The 15148-nt window shown below is 65.3% G+C and carries 14 protein-coding genes; 7 read left to right on the top strand and 7 right to left on the bottom strand.

Annotated elements, in window-relative coordinates:
- Window positions 1-33 precede the first annotated feature (33 nt).
- The 5 genes from ACODSU_RS04975 to ACODSU_RS04955 all read left to right on the top strand — a co-directional run bounded on the left by ACODSU_RS04975 (window position 34) and on the right by ACODSU_RS04955 (window position 4800).
- Window positions 34-1020 (top strand): TRAP transporter substrate-binding protein, encoded by a 987-nt coding sequence (locus tag ACODSU_RS04975; protein ID WP_422848772.1) that lies wholly within the window; start codon window positions 34-36, stop codon window positions 1018-1020.
- 83 nt (window positions 1021-1103) lie between these two features.
- The gene (locus tag ACODSU_RS04970; protein ID WP_110959784.1) at window positions 1104-1619 is read left to right on the top strand and encodes a TRAP transporter small permease; all 516 of its coding nucleotides are present in this window, start codon (window positions 1104-1106) and stop codon (window positions 1617-1619) included.
- Between the two features lie 29 nt (window positions 1620-1648).
- Window positions 1649-2908 carry a TRAP transporter large permease gene (locus ACODSU_RS04965; RefSeq protein ID WP_056058450.1) on the top strand — a complete coding sequence of 420 codons (1260 nt, stop codon included), beginning with the start codon at window positions 1649-1651 and terminating at the stop codon, window positions 2906-2908.
- A gap of 36 nt (window positions 2909-2944) precedes the next feature.
- Window positions 2945-3799: a transketolase gene (locus ACODSU_RS04960; RefSeq protein ID WP_488840574.1), complete on the top strand. Its 855-nt coding sequence runs from the start codon at window positions 2945-2947 to the stop codon at window positions 3797-3799.
- Complete coding sequence (locus ACODSU_RS04955) at window positions 3796-4800, top strand: transketolase family protein (protein WP_488840572.1); 1005 nt, start codon at window positions 3796-3798, stop codon at window positions 4798-4800. The genes ACODSU_RS04960 and ACODSU_RS04955 overlap by 4 nt, the downstream gene beginning before the upstream one ends.
- 85 nt (window positions 4801-4885) lie before the next feature.
- On the opposite strand, the gene gloA2 is transcribed toward ACODSU_RS04955, so the two are convergent.
- The 7 genes from gloA2 to ACODSU_RS04920 all read right to left on the bottom strand — a co-directional run bounded on the left by gloA2 (window position 4886) and on the right by ACODSU_RS04920 (window position 12329).
- Window positions 4886-5314: an SMU1112c/YaeR family gloxylase I-like metalloprotein gene (gloA2, locus tag ACODSU_RS04950; protein WP_488840570.1), complete on the bottom strand. Its 429-nt coding sequence runs from the start codon at window positions 5312-5314 to the stop codon at window positions 4886-4888.
- The gene (gene glk, locus ACODSU_RS04945) at window positions 5311-6288 is read right to left on the bottom strand and encodes a glucokinase (RefSeq protein ID WP_110959789.1); all 978 of its coding nucleotides are present in this window, start codon (window positions 6286-6288) and stop codon (window positions 5311-5313) included. Before glk ends, gloA2 begins: the two co-directional genes overlap by 4 nt.
- Window positions 6289-6561: 273 nt before the next feature.
- Window positions 6562-7623, bottom strand: a complete 1062-nt coding sequence (locus ACODSU_RS04940; RefSeq protein ID WP_488840567.1) for an ABC transporter ATP-binding protein — start codon at window positions 7621-7623, stop codon at window positions 6562-6564.
- 3 nt (window positions 7624-7626) lie between these two features.
- Window positions 7627-8496, bottom strand: coding sequence for a carbohydrate ABC transporter permease (locus ACODSU_RS04935; protein WP_099731185.1), 870 nt, complete (start codon window positions 8494-8496; stop codon window positions 7627-7629).
- The gene (locus tag ACODSU_RS04930) at window positions 8486-9364 is read right to left on the bottom strand and encodes a carbohydrate ABC transporter permease (RefSeq protein WP_488840565.1); all 879 of its coding nucleotides are present in this window, start codon (window positions 9362-9364) and stop codon (window positions 8486-8488) included. The genes ACODSU_RS04935 and ACODSU_RS04930 overlap by 11 nt, the downstream gene beginning before the upstream one ends.
- 472 nt (window positions 9365-9836) lie before the next feature.
- Window positions 9837-11021 (bottom strand): carbohydrate porin, encoded by a 1185-nt coding sequence (locus ACODSU_RS04925; protein WP_488840563.1) that lies wholly within the window; start codon window positions 11019-11021, stop codon window positions 9837-9839.
- A gap of 57 nt (window positions 11022-11078) precedes the next feature.
- Complete coding sequence (locus ACODSU_RS04920) at window positions 11079-12329, bottom strand: ABC transporter substrate-binding protein (protein WP_015012609.1); 1251 nt, start codon at window positions 12327-12329, stop codon at window positions 11079-11081.
- 175 nt (window positions 12330-12504) lie between these two features.
- On the opposite strand from ACODSU_RS04920, the gene ACODSU_RS04915 reads away from it, so the two are divergent.
- A complete protein-coding gene (locus ACODSU_RS04915) occupies window positions 12505-13221 on the top strand; it encodes a response regulator transcription factor (protein WP_015012608.1) in 717 nt (238 codons plus the stop codon).
- A 137-nt stretch (window positions 13222-13358) separates the two neighbouring features.
- Window positions 13359-14756 carry a sensor histidine kinase gene (locus ACODSU_RS04910; RefSeq protein WP_488840561.1) on the top strand — a complete coding sequence of 466 codons (1398 nt, stop codon included), beginning with the start codon at window positions 13359-13361 and terminating at the stop codon, window positions 14754-14756.
- Window positions 14757-15148: the final 392 nt, after the last annotated feature.

Below are 15148 nucleotides of genomic sequence, written 5' to 3'. Positions count from 1 at the left end.
ACCTCTCAACAAACATAAACCAGGAGACAAACCATGCAACGCAAAACCTTCACCCGCACCTTGTTGGCAGCCGCCGCCTTGGCAGTGGCACTGCCCGGGCTCGCCCAGGCACAGACCATGAAGCTCACGCTGGGCCATGGTGCCGCCCCCGGCAATCCTCGCCACGAGGCCGCTGTCAAATTCGCCGAAACCCTCAAGGCCAAGACCGCAGGCCGCATCGAGGTGCAGGTGGCGCCCTCGGCCCAGCTGGGCGACGACGCCGCCATGGTCACGGCCGTGCGCACCGGCGCGCTGGACATGACGGCGAACTCGCAAGGCGCCGTGTCGGTGGCTGTGCCCGAGTACGCCGCCTACGGCATGCCATTCATGTTCTCGACCCCCGCGCAGGCCTTCAAGCTGCTGGACGGCCCGCTGGGCCAGGAGCTGGCACAGAAGTCGGCCGACAAGGGCATGGTGGTGCTGGGCTATTGGGACAACGGCATCCGCCACATGACCAACAGCAAACGCCCCATCACCAAGGTCGAAGACATGAAGGGCTTGAAGATGCGCACCCCGCCTGACGCAGTGCTGGTGGACATCATGCAGGCGCTGGGTGCAGAGGCACAGCAGATCAAGTTTGCCGAGCTGTACGTGGCGCTGCAGCAGGGCGTGGTCGATGGGCAGGAGAACCCGCTGGTCAACATCCACGCCAGCAAGCTGTACGAAGTGCAAAAGCACCTGGCACTGACGAGCCACATGTTCCAGATGACGCCATTCCTCATGAGCAAGCGCACCTGGGACCGCCTGTCCGACGCGGACCGCAAGGCCGTGACCGAAGCGGCTGCCGAGGCCACGGCACTGCAGCGCAAGATGTCGCAAGAGGCCGACGACAAGCTGCTGGACGACCTCAAAGCCAAGGGCGTGCAAGTGACCACGGTGGACAAGGCCGCATTTGCCAAGGCCACGGCTGCGGTGGACGCCAAGTGGCTGACCACGCCCATCGGCCCGTACCTCAAGAAAGTCATCGCCGCCGCGCGCTGACCGTTCGGGGCGCTGCGGCGCCTGTCCTCATTTTCCCGAAGCCGCTGCACGGGCCCCGGCCCTGCAGCCCAAGGAGTCTCCCGATGAACCTCATCGAATGGGCCGTTGTCGGCGTATGCCGAGTGCTGCTGTGGATCAGCACGTCCGTCATCTTCATCATCCTGGTGGCCAACACCGTGTTGCGCTACGCCACCGGCACCAGCCTGCAATGGGCCAATGAGGTGCCGGAGCTGCTGTTTCCGTGGCTGGTCATGTCTGGCGTAGTGCTGGCGGCAGCGCACGGTGCCCACATCACCACCAGCTTTCTGATGGACGCCGTACCGCCCGCGCTGCGCCGCTGGGCGGCCATCGGCAGCTGGCTGGTGGTGGCAGCGCTGTACGGCACGCTCGCCCGGGCCACCTTTCAGATGCTGGAGATCGTGCACGACGAGAAGTCGCCCATCCTGCAGGTACCCGGGTCGCTCACCTATGGCTGCGTGATGGGTGGGCTGGTGATGCTGGCGCTGCTGGCGCTCAAGTCGGCCTGGAACGCCTGGGCCACGCCACCGGTGCCCAGCGCCCCCGATGCCGAGACCGCCGTGCCCGAGGCGCACTGGTAAGCCCCGCCACCCCTGCCAAGGATCTCACCATGAGCGCCCTCATTCTTTTTGTCTTTCTCGGCGCGGCCGTGCTGGCCATGCCCATTGCCCATGCGCTGCTGGTCGCGGCCATGGCGGCCGCCGCCACCTCCGACCGCGTGCCGCTCGATCTGCTGGTGCAGCAGATGGTGGCGCAGGTGCAGAGTTTTCCGCTGATCGCGATCCCGTTCTTCATGCTCACCGGCTCGCTCATGATGGGCGGCCGCCTGGGGGCAGCGCTGGTGGGTGTGCTCAGCACGCTGATCGGCCGCTTTCACGGCGGGCCCGCGCAGGTGGGCGTGCTGTCGTCCACGCTGTTCGGTGGCGTGTCGGGTTCGGCCGTGGCCGATGCCTCGGCCATCGGCTCGCTGCTGATTCCTTGGCACAAGCGCCTGGGCTATCCGCCCGCTTTTTCTGCCGCCACGCTGGCTGCAGCGGCCACCATCGACATCCTGATCCCGCCCTCGATCCCGATGATTCTGTTCGCCCTGACGGCCAATGCCTCCATCGCGGCACTGTTTGTCGCGGGCATCCTGCCCGGCATCCTGATGTGCGTGGGCTTCATGTTCATGTGCTGGTGGGTTGGCAAGCGCCGCAACTTCCCGCGCGACACCACGCCCATCAACTGGAGTGAATTCCGCGTGCACCTGCTGTACTCGTCGCCCGCGCTGCTGCTGCCGGTGCTGATCGTGTTGTTCCTGCGCTTTGGCATTGCCACACCCACCGAGGTGGCCGTGTTGTCCACGCTGTACGCCGCTGCGGTATCGGTAGTGGTGTACCGCGACCTGTCGCTCAAGCGCCTGAACGATGCCGTGGTGCATGCGGGCCTGGCGACCGGCGTGGTGCTGCTGGTGATCATGGCCTCTGCCGCCATCGGCTGGCTGCTGACCTATGACCAGATGCCCACGGGTGTGGCCCACTGGATCCAGCAGAACGTGAGCCAGGGCTGGATCGTGATCCTGATCATGAACCTGCTGATGCTGTTCATCGGCATGTTCATCGACCTGCCGGCCGCCGTGTTGCTGCTGACCCCGGTGTTCCTGCCCCTGGCCGAAAGCATTGGCATGGACCCGGTGCAGCTGGGAATCATGATGGTGGTGAACCTGGCCGTGGGCCTCTACACCCCGCCCGTGGGCACCACGCTGTTCATCACCAGCGCGCTGGCCAAGGTCAAGGTGGGCCAGACGGTGCGCGAGCTCGGGCCGTTCTACTTCGTGGCCTTCCTGGTGCTGGCGCTGGTGTCTTACGTACCGGCGTCGATCCTTCGCTGACCGCTTTTCTTCCCCGCTTTCACACAGGAGAACTCCATGACTTCCGCCGCAGACAAACTGCAGGCGCTGGCCCGGTGCGCCCATCGCATCCGCCGCTACGCCGTTCGCATGGGTGAGGTTCAGGGCCAGGGCTACATCGGCCAGGCCCTGGGCTGGGCCGACGTGCTGGCCGTGGCCTACGGCCACGCGCTGAACCTGCAACCCCAAGACCCCACCTGGGAGGGCCGTGACCGCTTTCTGCTCTCGCACGGCCACTACGCCATCGCCCACTATGCAGCGCTGATCGAAGCCGGCGTGATTCCGCAGGACGAACTCGAAACCTACGGCAGCGACGACAGCCGCCTGCCCATGAGCGGTATGGCCACGTACACACCGGGCATGGAAATCTCGGGCGGCTCGCTGGGCCAGGGCCTGGTGATCGGTGTGGGCATGGCGCTGGGCCTCAAGCAGAAGAAAAACCCCGCCTTCGTCTACAACTCCATGAGCGACGGCGAGCTGGACGAAGGCTCGACCTGGGAGGCCGCGATGTCAGCCGCCCACCACCAGCTCGACAACCTGATCTGCCTGGTGGACATCAACAACCAGCAGGCCGATGGCCCCAGCAGCCAGGTGCTGGGCTTCGAGCCGCTGGCCGACAAGTGGCTGGCCTTTGGCTGGCATGTGCAGCGTGTTGATGGCAATGACCTGGCTGCAGTGCTGGCGGCCTTTGACACCGCCCGCCATCTGGCGGAGCCCAAGCCGCGTGTGATCCTGTTCAACACGCTGATGGGCAAGGGCGTGCCCTTCCTGGAGACGCGTGACAAGAACCACTTCATCCGCGTCGATCCGCCCGAGTGGCAGCAGGCCCTCGCCATCCTCGACCAGAACGCCCCCGAAGGAGTCGCCGCATGAACACCGTTGCCGAGAAAAAACCGCGCCTGACCACCTCCGCCATGATCGCCTCCATTGCGGGCGAAGGGCAGCGCGTCAAGGCCGCACCGTTTGGCAAGGCCCTGGTCGAACTGGCCGCCACCCGCCCCGAGATCGTGGGCATGACCGCCGACCTGGCCAAGTACACCGACCTGCACCTGTTTGCGCAGGCCTACCCCGAGCGCTTCTACCAGATGGGCATGGCCGAACAGCTGCTGATGGGCGCGGCGGGCGGCATGGCCAAGGAAGGCCTGATTCCTTTTGCCACCACCTACGCCGTGTTTGGCACACGCCGTGCGTACGACTTCATCCACCAGGTGATCGCCGAAGAAAACCTGAACGTGAAGATGTGCTGCGCGCTGCCCGGTCTGACCACCGGCTACGGCCCCAGCCACCAGGCCACCGAAGACCTGGCGATGATGCGTGGCATCCCGGGCCTGACCATCATCGACCCCTGCGATGCCCTCGACATCGAGCAGGCCGTGCCACAAATGGCCGCGCACAACGGCCCCGTCTACATGCGCCTGCTGCGTGGCAATGTGCCGCTGGTGCTGGACGAGTACGACTACCAGTTCGAGCTGGGCAAGGCCAAGCGCTTGTTGGATGGCGACGAGGTGCTCATCATCTCCAGCGGCTTCCTGACCATGCGAGCGCTCGAGGTGGCCAAGGCGCTGCAGACCGACCGCATTGGCGTGGGCGTGCTGCACTGCCCCACCATCAAGCCACTCGATGTAACAACCATCCTGGCCGAGGTGCAGCGCAAGCCGCGCCTAGTGGTGGTGGCGGAGAACCACTCGGTGGTCGGAGGCCTGGGCGAGGCCGTGGCCAGCGCGCTGCTGCAAAACAGCGTGCAGCCCGCGCGGTTCCGCCTGGCGGGGCTGCCCGATGCCTACCTGGATGCGGGGGCTTTGCCCACGCTGCACGACCGCTATGGGATCAGCACCGAGGCGTTGTCGGCGCGCGTCAAGGCGTGGTTGAAATAGGGCCGCATCCAGGAGGCAGGTTCGCACTCTCTGCGCCTGCGCAATGGCCACTCCGTGTTGCTGTGGCGTTACAGCGATGTGCAGGTTACCGCGCCCTGCCCTCTTCCACCAGCTCGATCGGCAACCCATCCGGGTCAGCAAAAAAAGTGAACAGTGCGCCCGTGAACGGGTCCGTGCGCACTGGCTCCACGGCCACGCCATGGGCGGCCAAGGCAGCTACGCTGGCCTGCATGTCGGCGACGCGCAGGGCCAGATGGCGCAGACCGCAGGCCTCGGGGTACGACGGGCGTGCAGGAGGGTTCGGAAACGAAAACAGCTCTACCTGTGTGCCATCGGGCAGTTGCAGGTCCAGCTTGTACGACTGCCGCTCGGCGCGGTAGTGCTCGTGCACCACCTGCAGGCCCAGCACCTCGGTGTAGAAGCGGCGGGAGCGGGCGTAGTCGCTGGCAATGACGGCCACATGGTGCACGCCGATGGGCCGCAGCGTGGGCGGTGGTGCGCTGTCGCTGCTCATGCATCCGAGCCCGCAATGTCCAGCGCACGCGATGCGCCAAACAGCGCGGGTGTGGCGCTGGGGTCAATCACCCAGCAGGGAATCGTCGCCAGGTAAGACTGGAACCGCCCCTTGGATTCAAACCGTGCGCGGAACGGCGACTGGTCAAACCACGTGCCCAGGCGCGGCACCATGCCGCCGCCGATGAACACGCCGCCGCGCGCGCCGAGCGTGAGCGCAAGATTGCCCGCCACGCTGCCCAAGAAGCCGCAGAACAGCTCCAGCGCCTCCAGCGCCAACGGGTCGTTGGCTTGCAGGGCCAGCTCGGTCACCTGCGCGGCCGAGCTGACCTCCTTGCCGCCGCGCTGGGCCAGCCGCCGCAGCGCGTGGTACAGGTCCACCAGCCCGGCGCCACACACGGCGCGTTCGGCCGACACGTGGCCGTAGCGCTCTTGCAGGATGCCCAGCACATCGAATTCGCGCTGGGTCTGCGCGGCCAGCGTGACATGGCCGCCCTCGCCCGACAGCGGCACGCCCAGGCTGGAGCCGGGCGGAAACACCAGGCCGGACACGCCCAGGCCCGTGCCCGGGCCCAGCAGCGCAATCGCGGCGCCCGGCACGGCCTCGCCACCGCCCACGGGGCGCAGTTGCGCGGACGTGAGCAGGGGCAGCGCCAGCGCGAGCGCGGTGAAGTCGTTGATAACCACCAGCCGCTCAAACCCAAACGCCTCGCGCACGGCGCGCTGCGAAAAGCTCCAGCTGTGGTTGGTCATGCGGATCGCGTCGCCCGTGACCGGGTTGGCGATGCCAAACGCCGCCTCGCGGGGCGTAGCGATGTTCACCTCGGCCAGGTAGGCCGACAGGGCAGCATCCACTGTGGGGAACTGTGCGCAGGGCAACACACGGGTGTCGTGCAGGGGGCCATCGGGCTGGTCTTGCCAGGCCAGGCGAATGTTGGTGCCGCCGATGTCGGCCAGCAGGCGCAGGGGTGTCATGCGATGTTTTTAAGCAAAAACAGTTGCTAGCGCTAGTAGAACATGCGCTAGCAGCTATTGTTTCAATAGCAACCAGTGTGCTTTCCCGTAAATAGCTGCAAGAAATGAAATCGATGGCATCGCGCCCAGGGCAAGGCGCAAACCGCAGTGATAGCCGTAGCTATCGCGAGGATTTGCAACGCAGCCCTGGGGGTGAGGACGCGATTTCATGTGCAGATATTTGCGGGACAGCACACTACATGCAACGACCGGGCGGCGCATACGCCGCGCGGCTCACGCCAGCCGATTCTCGCTGCTGGCGTCAAACCAGTGGGCGTTGGCGGGTTCTACCGCCAGGCCCACGGCGTCGCCGGGCTGCACGCGGGTCTGGGCGTCGGTGCGCAGCGTGACGCTGCCTGCGGCGGTGTCCACCATCACATAGGTGTCAGGTCCCGTGGGCTCCACCACACTGACGCGGCCGCGCCAGGGAGCGGTCTCCTGAATCACCAGGTGCTCGGGACGCACGCCCAGCAGCACCTCGTTGGCACTGGCGGGAGCGGCCAGGTTCAGCGCCGCACCCTGAATGCCAAACTGCCCGCCCGTGGCCGTACCGCGCAGCAGGTTCATGGTGGGCGAGCCGATGAAGGTGGCCACATAGGTGTTGGCCGGGCGGTTATAGATGTCGTCCGGTGTGCCCAGCTGCTGCACCACGCCGCCCTTCATCACCGCGATGCGCGAGCCCAGCGTCATCGCCTCCACCTGGTCGTGCGTGACGTACACGCTGGTGATACCGCTGGCCTGGTGCAGGCGCTTGATCTCGGCGCGCATCTCTACGCGCAGCTTGGCGTCCAGGTTGGACAGCGGCTCGTCAAACAGGAACAACTGCGGCTGGCGCGCCAGCGCCCGGCCCATGGCCACACGCTGGCGCTGTCCGCCCGAGAGTTGGCTGGGCCGGCGGTCCAGCAGGTGGCTGATCTGCAGCATGGCGGCCACTTCGTCGATGCGCTTTTGGCGCTCGGCCTTGGGCATCTTGCGCATCTCCAGCGCAAAGCCGATGTTGTCGGCCACGCTCAGGGTGGGGTACAGCGCATAGCTCTGGAACACCATGGCGATGTCGCGGTCGCGCGGGGGCATGCCCACCACGTTCTTGCCGCCAATGCGGATCTCGCCCTCGGTGGGCTCGTCCAGCCCCGCAATGATGTTGAGCAGCGTGGACTTGCCGCAGCCCGAGGGGCCGACCAGGATAAGGAACTCACCGGGCGCGACGTGGATGTCCACCTTGCGCAGCACTTCCACGCTCTTGTCGCCCTTGCCAAAGCGCTTGTTGATACCTGCGATATCCAATGAAGAAGCCATGATTTATCCCTTCACTGCGCCAGCCGTTAAGCCACGCACAAAAAACTTGCCTGCGAGAACGTAGATCACCATGGTTGGCAGGCCGGCGATGATGGCGGCCGCCATGTCCACGTTGTAGGCCTTCACGCTGCTGCTGGTGTTGGCCAGGTTGTTCAGCCCCACGGTGATGGGCTTGGACTCCGTGCCCGAGAACACCACGCCGAACAAAAAGTCGTTCCAGATGTTGGTGAACTGCCAGATCAGCGTGACCATCACGATGGGCGTGGACAGCGGCAGCACGATGCGCCAGAAGATCTGCCAGAAGCTGGCGCCGTCCATGCGTGCCGCATTCACCAGCTCCTTGGGGATGGCCGCGTAGTAGTTGCGAAAGAACAGCGTGGTACCCGCCAGCCCGGCCAGGCAGTGCACCAGCACCAGCCCGGTGATGGAGCTGGACAGCCCCAGCCAGCCCAGCACCTGGCTCATGGGCAGCAGTACGACCTGGAAGGGCATGAACACGCCAAACAGCAGCAGGCCAAACAGCGTGTCGCTGCCGCGAAACTTCCACAGGCTCAGAACATAGCCGTTGAGCGCGCCCCACACGGTAGAGATGAGCACCGCTGGCACGGCCATGGCCACCGAGTTCCAGAAGAAGGGGCGCAAGCCGTTGCAGTCCACCCCCGTGCAGGCGCTGGACCATGCCGTGCCCCAGGCCGACCAGTTGAGCGCGGCGGGCAGTGCCAGCAGCGAGGTGCTGCGGATCTCCTCGGCGTCTTTGAACGAGGTGACGAGCATCGCGTACAGCGGCAGCAGAAAGAAGGCGGTGGCCAGGGCCAGCACCGTGTAGACCAGCAGGCGGCCCACAGAAGGGAACAAGGAGGGCTTAGCGGTCATGGGCTTTGGTCCGCAGTTCGCTGTAAAGGTAAGGAATCACCAGGGCCGCGACGGTGGCCAGCATCATGGTGGCGCTGGCCGCGCCCAGACCAATTTGCCCGCGCGAGAACGACATGGTGTACATGAAGGTGGCGGGCACATCGGTGGCAAAACCGGGGCCGCCCGCCGTCAGCGCCATCACCAAATCAAAGCTCTTGATGGCCAGGTGCGACAGCACCATGAGCGTGGAGAAGAACACCGGCCGCAGCGCGGGCAGCACGATGCGCCAGTAGATGCGCGGCAGCGAAGCACCATCGACCTGCGCGGCCTTGATGATGCTGTCGTCAATGCCGCGCAGCCCGGCCAGGAACAGCGCCATGGCAAACCCGGCGCTTTGCCAGATGCCTGCGATGACCACGCAGTAGATGGCCATCTCGGTGTCCACCAGCCAGCCAAACTCAAAGTTCGTGAAGCCCAAGTCGCGCACCATCTTTTCGATGCCCAGACCGGGGTTCAGCAGCCACTTCCAGGCCGTGCCGGTCACCACGAACGACAGCGCCATGGGGTACAGATAGATGGTGCGCAGCGCGCCCTCGGCGCGGATCTTCTGGTCCAGCAACACGGCCAGCACCACACCAATCACCAGCGAGCCACCCACGTAACCCACGCCAAAAATGCCCAGGTTCTTCAGGGCCACCCACCAGCGGTCCATCTCCCACAGGCGCTCGTACTGCGCTAGGCCCGCCCATTCGTAGTTGGGCAGCATGCGCGATGCGGTGAGGCTGAGCACGCCGTTCCACACCATGAGGCCATAGATGAAGGCAAAACCCAGCACAAACGCCGGGGTCACCACCAGCCTGGGCAGCCAGGTTTCAAAGGAATTCTTCATTGCTTGCGAATCTCTCTTGCGTAAGCACTGCACACGCTGCGTGCGCGGTAGGCGCTGTACGCGGTGTCTCGATCAATCACTCAACCACCGTTTCACTCATTCACACATCCACTTTGTGTCACATGAAAAAAGGGGGGTGCGCTCAGAGCACCCCCCAATGAACAAAGTGTTTACCTCAAACTCACTCGCTACTCACTCACTTAGAACCTGTTCAAAATCTGTTCGGGGATCGCATTGGAGTGCAATCGGGATGAGTGGATGCTTCGGGTGCGCCGCATGGGCTCATGCCCATGCAAGCAGCCGGGGCGTCCAATCGCCCGATTTCACTCCAACCCTTCGGGCAAGTGCCTTGCCGGGCGGTCTGCGGCGTTGCGGCGCTTGCCAATAGCACGGGCTATTGGCTGCGCACCGCGCCTTGCACCCCATCCCGGCAAGGTACTTGTGCGACCCCGAAAAGATCTTGAGCAGGTTCTTACCACCACACCTCGTACTGCACGCCCACCAGCGTGCGCGAGGTCTTGCCATTGGCGCCAAAGGTGCCTGCGTTGGCCACCGCCGCCGCCTGGTTCCAGTTGGCCTTGGTCACATACAGACGCAGCTCGGGGCGCGACCAGAAGTCTTCATTCAGTGCCAGGGCACCCGCCAGCGTGACCTTGGACAGGCGCTGGTCCGGACCACTGCCCTTGCGGGTGGTGGTGGACAGTTCCACCAGGCCCTTGAAGTTCTTGGTGAACGCGTACGAGCCACGGCCGCCCAGCGAGAAGTCCTTGGTCTCCACGCCGGTCAGGTCAGCCTTGTTGGTCTGGTAGCCAATGAGGGCCTGGCCGCCAAACGGGCCGCTTTGCCAATTGATGGAGTCGGCGATGCGGGTGGCGCGCTTGCCTGCGCTGGTGCCCTCGATGGCCTCAAACTCCCCGTCGATACGGGCATGGCCACGCGATGTCTGCAGGTACAGCGTGTTGGTGATGCTGGGCAGCAGGAACTCCTTCTGCGTGTGCATCAACGAAATGCCAGAGCCCGAGCCACCGCCCACCTGGTTCTTGCCCCCCACGGCCGTCAGCAGCACCCGCAGCTTGCCGCCGGGGTTGGTGTTGATGTCAGACAGGTCGGCGTTGATGCGGTGTGCCTTCACGTTGTTGGGCAGGCCGCCGTCAAACTTGTCGCCGGAGAACACGCCCACGCCCAGCTTCATGCCGCCCACAGGCACGTCGGTCACGCCGGCGCCGACGTTGTCGCCGTAGTTCAGCAGGAAGTAGTCGACGATGTGCACGTCCTGAATCCGCAGGCGGCGCTGGCCCACCCAGAACTTGGCCTCGGGCGAGAACGAGAAGCCGCTCATTTCCACAAACGCCTGTTCGGTGCTGATGTCGCCACTGCCCCACTTGGCGGGCATGTAGTTCACCTTCCAGTTGATGCCGCCGGCCTCGAAGCCCTTGGCAAAGTTGACTTCGATGCCGTTGTCACCCTCGTTGCCCAGGCGGTACTTCTGCAGCTCGCCGCCCAGCGTCAGGTTGCCCTTGACACCGTCGGAGTGGTTGAACACCGGGCCACCGCGGGAGTAGCCGTTGAACTCAAAGCCTGCTACGTCCATAGCAAAGGCGCCATTCGCGCATGCGGCGGCCAAAGCCACCGCCGTGAGGCGGTTTCTTGTCTTCATGATGGGATCCCTCTGGGGTTGGTTTTAGTGCGTGTAGGTACGTGTGTCGTACACGGCTTACTTGGTCTTCGCGGCGGCCGCGATCTTCTTCATGGCGTCGGCGACGCTCACCTTGTCGTCGTTCCAGAACTGGCTGACGACATCCTTGATCGCCCCTTCGGTGGCAGGCGCAATCGCCATGCCATGGGCCACGCTGGGCACCAGGCCACCGCTCTTGGCAGTGTCGGCAAAGTCTTTGCTGGACAGCTTGGCGCAGTCGTCAAACTTGTCCATCTTCTGTCCGGTGCGCACAGGGATCGAGCCCTTGTTGAGGTTGAACACCTCCTGGAACTCAGGGCTCATGATGGAGCTGGCCAGGTCGCTCTGCGCCTTCTGTGCTGCTGCGTCCTTGAGCTTGAACAGGATGAACGAGTCCACGTTGAAGGTGAACGCGTTGGCCGTGCCCGGTGCCGCTGCGCACTGGAAGTCCTTGCCCGGCGCCTTGTTGGCGGCGATGAACTCGCCCTTGGCCCAGTCGCCCATCAGCTGAAAGCCCGCCTTGCCCTGGATGAGCATGGCCGTGGCCAGGTTCCAGTCGCGGCCGGGAGCGCCGGGGTCGGTATAGGTCTTGATGCGGCGGAAGGTCTCCAGCGACTTCTTCATGGTGTCGCTGTTGATGGCCTTGTCGTCCAGCTTGACCAGCGCGTCCTGGTAGAACTTGGCACCGCCCACGCCCAGCACCACGGATTCAAAGGTCGTGAAGTCCTGCCAGTTCTGGCCACCATGCGCCACCGGGATCAGGCCTGCGGCCTTGAGCTTGTCGGCGGCGGCAAAGAATTCGTCCCAGGTCTTGGGCATGCTGGCCACGCCCGCCTTCTTGAGCGCATCGGAGCTGGCCCACAGCCAGTTCACGCGGTGCACGTTGACGGGGGCGGCCACGTAGCTGCCCTTGTACTTCATCACGTCGGCGACCACCTTGGGCAGCACATCGTCCCACTTCTCGGTCTTGGCCAGCGCATCGACATTGGCCAGCACGCCTTCGGACGCCCATTCCTGGATGGCCGGGCCCTTGACCTGGGCGGCCGAGGGCGGGTTGCCAGAGATCACGCGGCTCTTGAGCACCGTCATGGCGCTGTCGCCACCGCCGCCGGCCACGGCAAAGTCGCGCCAGGTATGGCCCTTGGACTGCATGATCTTCTTGAGCTCGGCGGCCGACTTGGCCTCGCCGCCCGATGTCCAGTAGTGCAGGACCTCGACCTCCCCTGCGCTGGCAGACATCGCGGCCGCCAGGCCCACCGCCAGTGCGGCGATCTTTGTCATCTTCCACATACCCTTGTCTCCTCGACGTTGTTTTCCAGAATCCGTTGCTGCGCCGTGATACCGGTGCCGTTCAGCGCAGTCGGTACTTTAATTACAATAATTAATTTAATTCTCAGGGCTTTCCCTGAGAGTCGCAGCGGCCCCACAGCGGGGCCGTTGCGGGGGCCTTTGTTATGCTCAATCCATGGCCACGATACTGATTGTCGAAGACGACGCCCTCCTGCTCGACGCTCTCACCGGCCAGCTCAAGCAACTCGATTACAGCGTCTGCACCGCCAGCAGCGTGGCGCAGGCCATGGCACTTTTGCAGACGCAGGCAGTGGACGGCATCATCCTGGACCTGGGCCTGCCCGGCGCCGACGGCATGGAACTGCTGACCTGGGCCCGCGCGCACATTGCCGGCCTGCCCGTGCTGATCCTCACCGCCCGCGACGGCGTCGATGACCGCGTGCTGGGCCTGAACGCCGGGGCCGACGACTACATCACCAAGCCCTTCAACATGCAGGAGCTGCAGGCCCGCCTGCAGGCCATGCTGCGCCGCGCACGCCAGCCCGCCTTCACCCAGGCCAGCAGCGCGGCGGGCGTTGCCAACACCACCATCGGCCCGCTGGTGCTGGACCACGCCAGCCATTCCGCCGCGCTGAACGGCGACCTGCTGGAGCTGACCCAGCGCGAGTGGGAGCTGCTGGAGCTGCTGGCCCACCGCTGCGGCGAAGTCGTCACCCGCGACGACGTGCTGGCCGCCTGGCGCGCCAGCCCGCCCGAACCCGGCCAGACCGCCGCCCCGCTGAACTCCAACGCGCTGGAGGTGTATGTGCACCGCCTGCGCAAGAAGCTCGACCAGTCCAACCTGGTGATCCGCAATATCCGGGGGCTGGGGTACATGCTGAATAAGCCATGAAGCCCCCCCTGAGATGCTGCGCATCTTCCCCCCGTGGGGGGGACGCCGCCAGCGCGGCGGGGCGGCCCTTGCGCGGCGGCACTGGCCTTGGTCGCGCCAGTTGCAAGACGCGCGCCGTTTAATTTTTACGGCCATCCATGCGTCACGTCCCGGGTGTTTCTCTTCAACGCAAGCTGCTGCTGTGGCTGCTGCTGCCGCAGCTGGTGCTGTGGCTGTCGGGTGGGTTTCTGGCGTGGCGCATTGCGCTGCAGAACGGCGAGAAGGGCATTGACCAGACGCTGACCCAGTCGGTGCGTGCGCTGGCGCGGCAGATCAAGCCGATTGGCGATGGGCTGCTGGTGGACTTTCCGAAGGCCGCGCAGGACATCCTGGAGCAGGACCCAGCCGACCGCATCACCTACATGGTGTCGTCCCCACCCGGCCGCTTTCTGCTGGGCAACGCGCAGCTGCCAGCACCGCCCGCCCAAGTCGATGTGGCGGTGGGCGAGGCGTTTTTGTACCAGGCGCGGGTGGACGACAAACCGGTGCGCGTGGCCTTGCTGGACGTGGACTACGGCACCGCCTCCACCCGCCAGCGCCTGCGCGTGCAGGTGGCCCAGAGCCTCACGGTGCGCGAGCGCATTGCGCAGGAGCTGCTGGAGCGCATGGTGTTCCCCATGGGCCTGATGGGCCTGGCCCTGAGCGCCGTGGTGTACGCCGGCGTGCTGCGCGGCCTGCAACCCCTCAAGCGCCTGGAGGCGCAAATTGAACGTGCCGGCGCACAGCCGCACACAGGCACCACGCCGCTGCCACCCATCGAGCTCACCTCTGCCCCGCAGGAAGTGCATTCGCTGGCCACCACCATCAACCGCCTGCTGGAGACCGTGGCGCGTGGTCAGCAAAAGGAAAAGCGTTTTCTGAACGACGCCGCCCACCAGCTGCGCACGCCGCTCGCCGGCCTGATCGGCCAGACCGAGCTGGCCCTGCACGAAAGCCACGAACCCGCAGTGCAGGCCCGCCTGCAAAAGGTGCTGTCGGCCGCGCAACGCAGCGCCCACTTGGTGCACCAGCTGCTGCAGCTGGCGCGCTCGGAGTCGAACGTGGAGATGCAGTCCATCGACCTCGCCGCCCTGGCCCGCGAGGTAGCCCGCGAATGGGCCGCCCGCGCCCTGGCCCAGGGCATGGACCTGGGCTACGAAGGCGTGGACCACCTGCCAGCGCAGGGCCACCCGCTGCTGCTGCGCGAGGCGTTGAACAACCTCATCGACAACGCACTGCACTACGCAGGCCCCGGCGCCACGGTGACGGTGCGCGTGGGCCACGAGGAGCCCGGGCACTGGGCACTGTTGGTGGTGGAGGACGACGGGCCGGGCGTACCGGCCGAGCACCTGGGCGATTTGTTTGCGCGGTTTTGGCGCGGGTCGGACAAGGCGGGGGGGTGTGGGCTGGGGCTGTCGATCGTGGAAGAGATCGCGCTGCGGCACGGGGGGCGGACCGTGGCGGAGGGGGTGGTGCCGAAGGGGTTGCGGGTGGGGATGCGGCTGCCTGCGGGGTGAGTTTTGGGTGTTTTTGGCTGGATGCGCTGGTGTTCCATGGCTTGGCAGCTATGATTTTTATAGTGTTTTCCTAGTTACGGGACGGGAGATCGCCGGCGGAAGTTGACGGCTTCATGCATCTGTTGCGCGTGCTGAGTCTGTGGGTTTGCGCGCATCGAATGGCTTGCCTTCTTTGAGGGCGGAGGCCGGGAGTCGCCCGGCAGGCGAGTCCCTTTCTTTCGCGTAGCCGAAAGAAAGGAACCAAAGAAAGGGCGACCCCACTGTCTGCGTCCCCGCCGCTGCGCGCCGGGGCAACCTGCGGTGCTCGGGTTTGGCGGGGTCTCGCTCGAACTCGCTTCGCTCAGACAATCGCGAGCCCTGATCCGCCAAACCCTGCGCTCCTCGGCGCATCC

The organism is Acidovorax sp. FG48, assembly GCF_057809085.1.
This window is presented reverse-complemented; position numbering and strand designations above follow the sequence as displayed.

Coding starts and splice junctions, on each gene's coding strand:
- ACODSU_RS04975 (WP_422848772.1), top strand. CDS start 34: ATGCAACGCAAAACCTTCACCCGCACCTTGTTGGCAGCCGCCGCCTTG.
- ACODSU_RS04970 (WP_110959784.1), top strand. CDS start 1,104: ATGAACCTCATCGAATGGGCCGTTGTCGGCGTATGCCGAGTGCTGCTG.
- ACODSU_RS04965 (WP_056058450.1), top strand. CDS start 1,649: ATGAGCGCCCTCATTCTTTTTGTCTTTCTCGGCGCGGCCGTGCTGGCC.
- ACODSU_RS04960 (WP_488840574.1), top strand. CDS start 2,945: ATGACTTCCGCCGCAGACAAACTGCAGGCGCTGGCCCGGTGCGCCCAT.
- ACODSU_RS04955 (WP_488840572.1), top strand. CDS start 3,796: ATGAACACCGTTGCCGAGAAAAAACCGCGCCTGACCACCTCCGCCATG.
- gloA2 (WP_488840570.1), bottom strand. CDS start 5,314: ATGAGCAGCGACAGCGCACCACCGCCCACGCTGCGGCCCATCGGCGTG.
- glk (WP_110959789.1), bottom strand. CDS start 6,288: ATGACACCCCTGCGCCTGCTGGCCGACATCGGCGGCACCAACATTCGC.
- ACODSU_RS04940 (WP_488840567.1), bottom strand. CDS start 7,623: ATGGCTTCTTCATTGGATATCGCAGGTATCAACAAGCGCTTTGGCAAG.
- ACODSU_RS04935 (WP_099731185.1), bottom strand. CDS start 8,496: ATGACCGCTAAGCCCTCCTTGTTCCCTTCTGTGGGCCGCCTGCTGGTC.
- ACODSU_RS04930 (WP_488840565.1), bottom strand. CDS start 9,364: ATGAAGAATTCCTTTGAAACCTGGCTGCCCAGGCTGGTGGTGACCCCG.
- ACODSU_RS04925 (WP_488840563.1), bottom strand. CDS start 11,021: ATGAAGACAAGAAACCGCCTCACGGCGGTGGCTTTGGCCGCCGCATGC.
- ACODSU_RS04920 (WP_015012609.1), bottom strand. CDS start 12,329: ATGTGGAAGATGACAAAGATCGCCGCACTGGCGGTGGGCCTGGCGGCC.
- ACODSU_RS04915 (WP_015012608.1), top strand. CDS start 12,505: ATGGCCACGATACTGATTGTCGAAGACGACGCCCTCCTGCTCGACGCT.
- ACODSU_RS04910 (WP_488840561.1), top strand. CDS start 13,359: ATGCGTCACGTCCCGGGTGTTTCTCTTCAACGCAAGCTGCTGCTGTGG.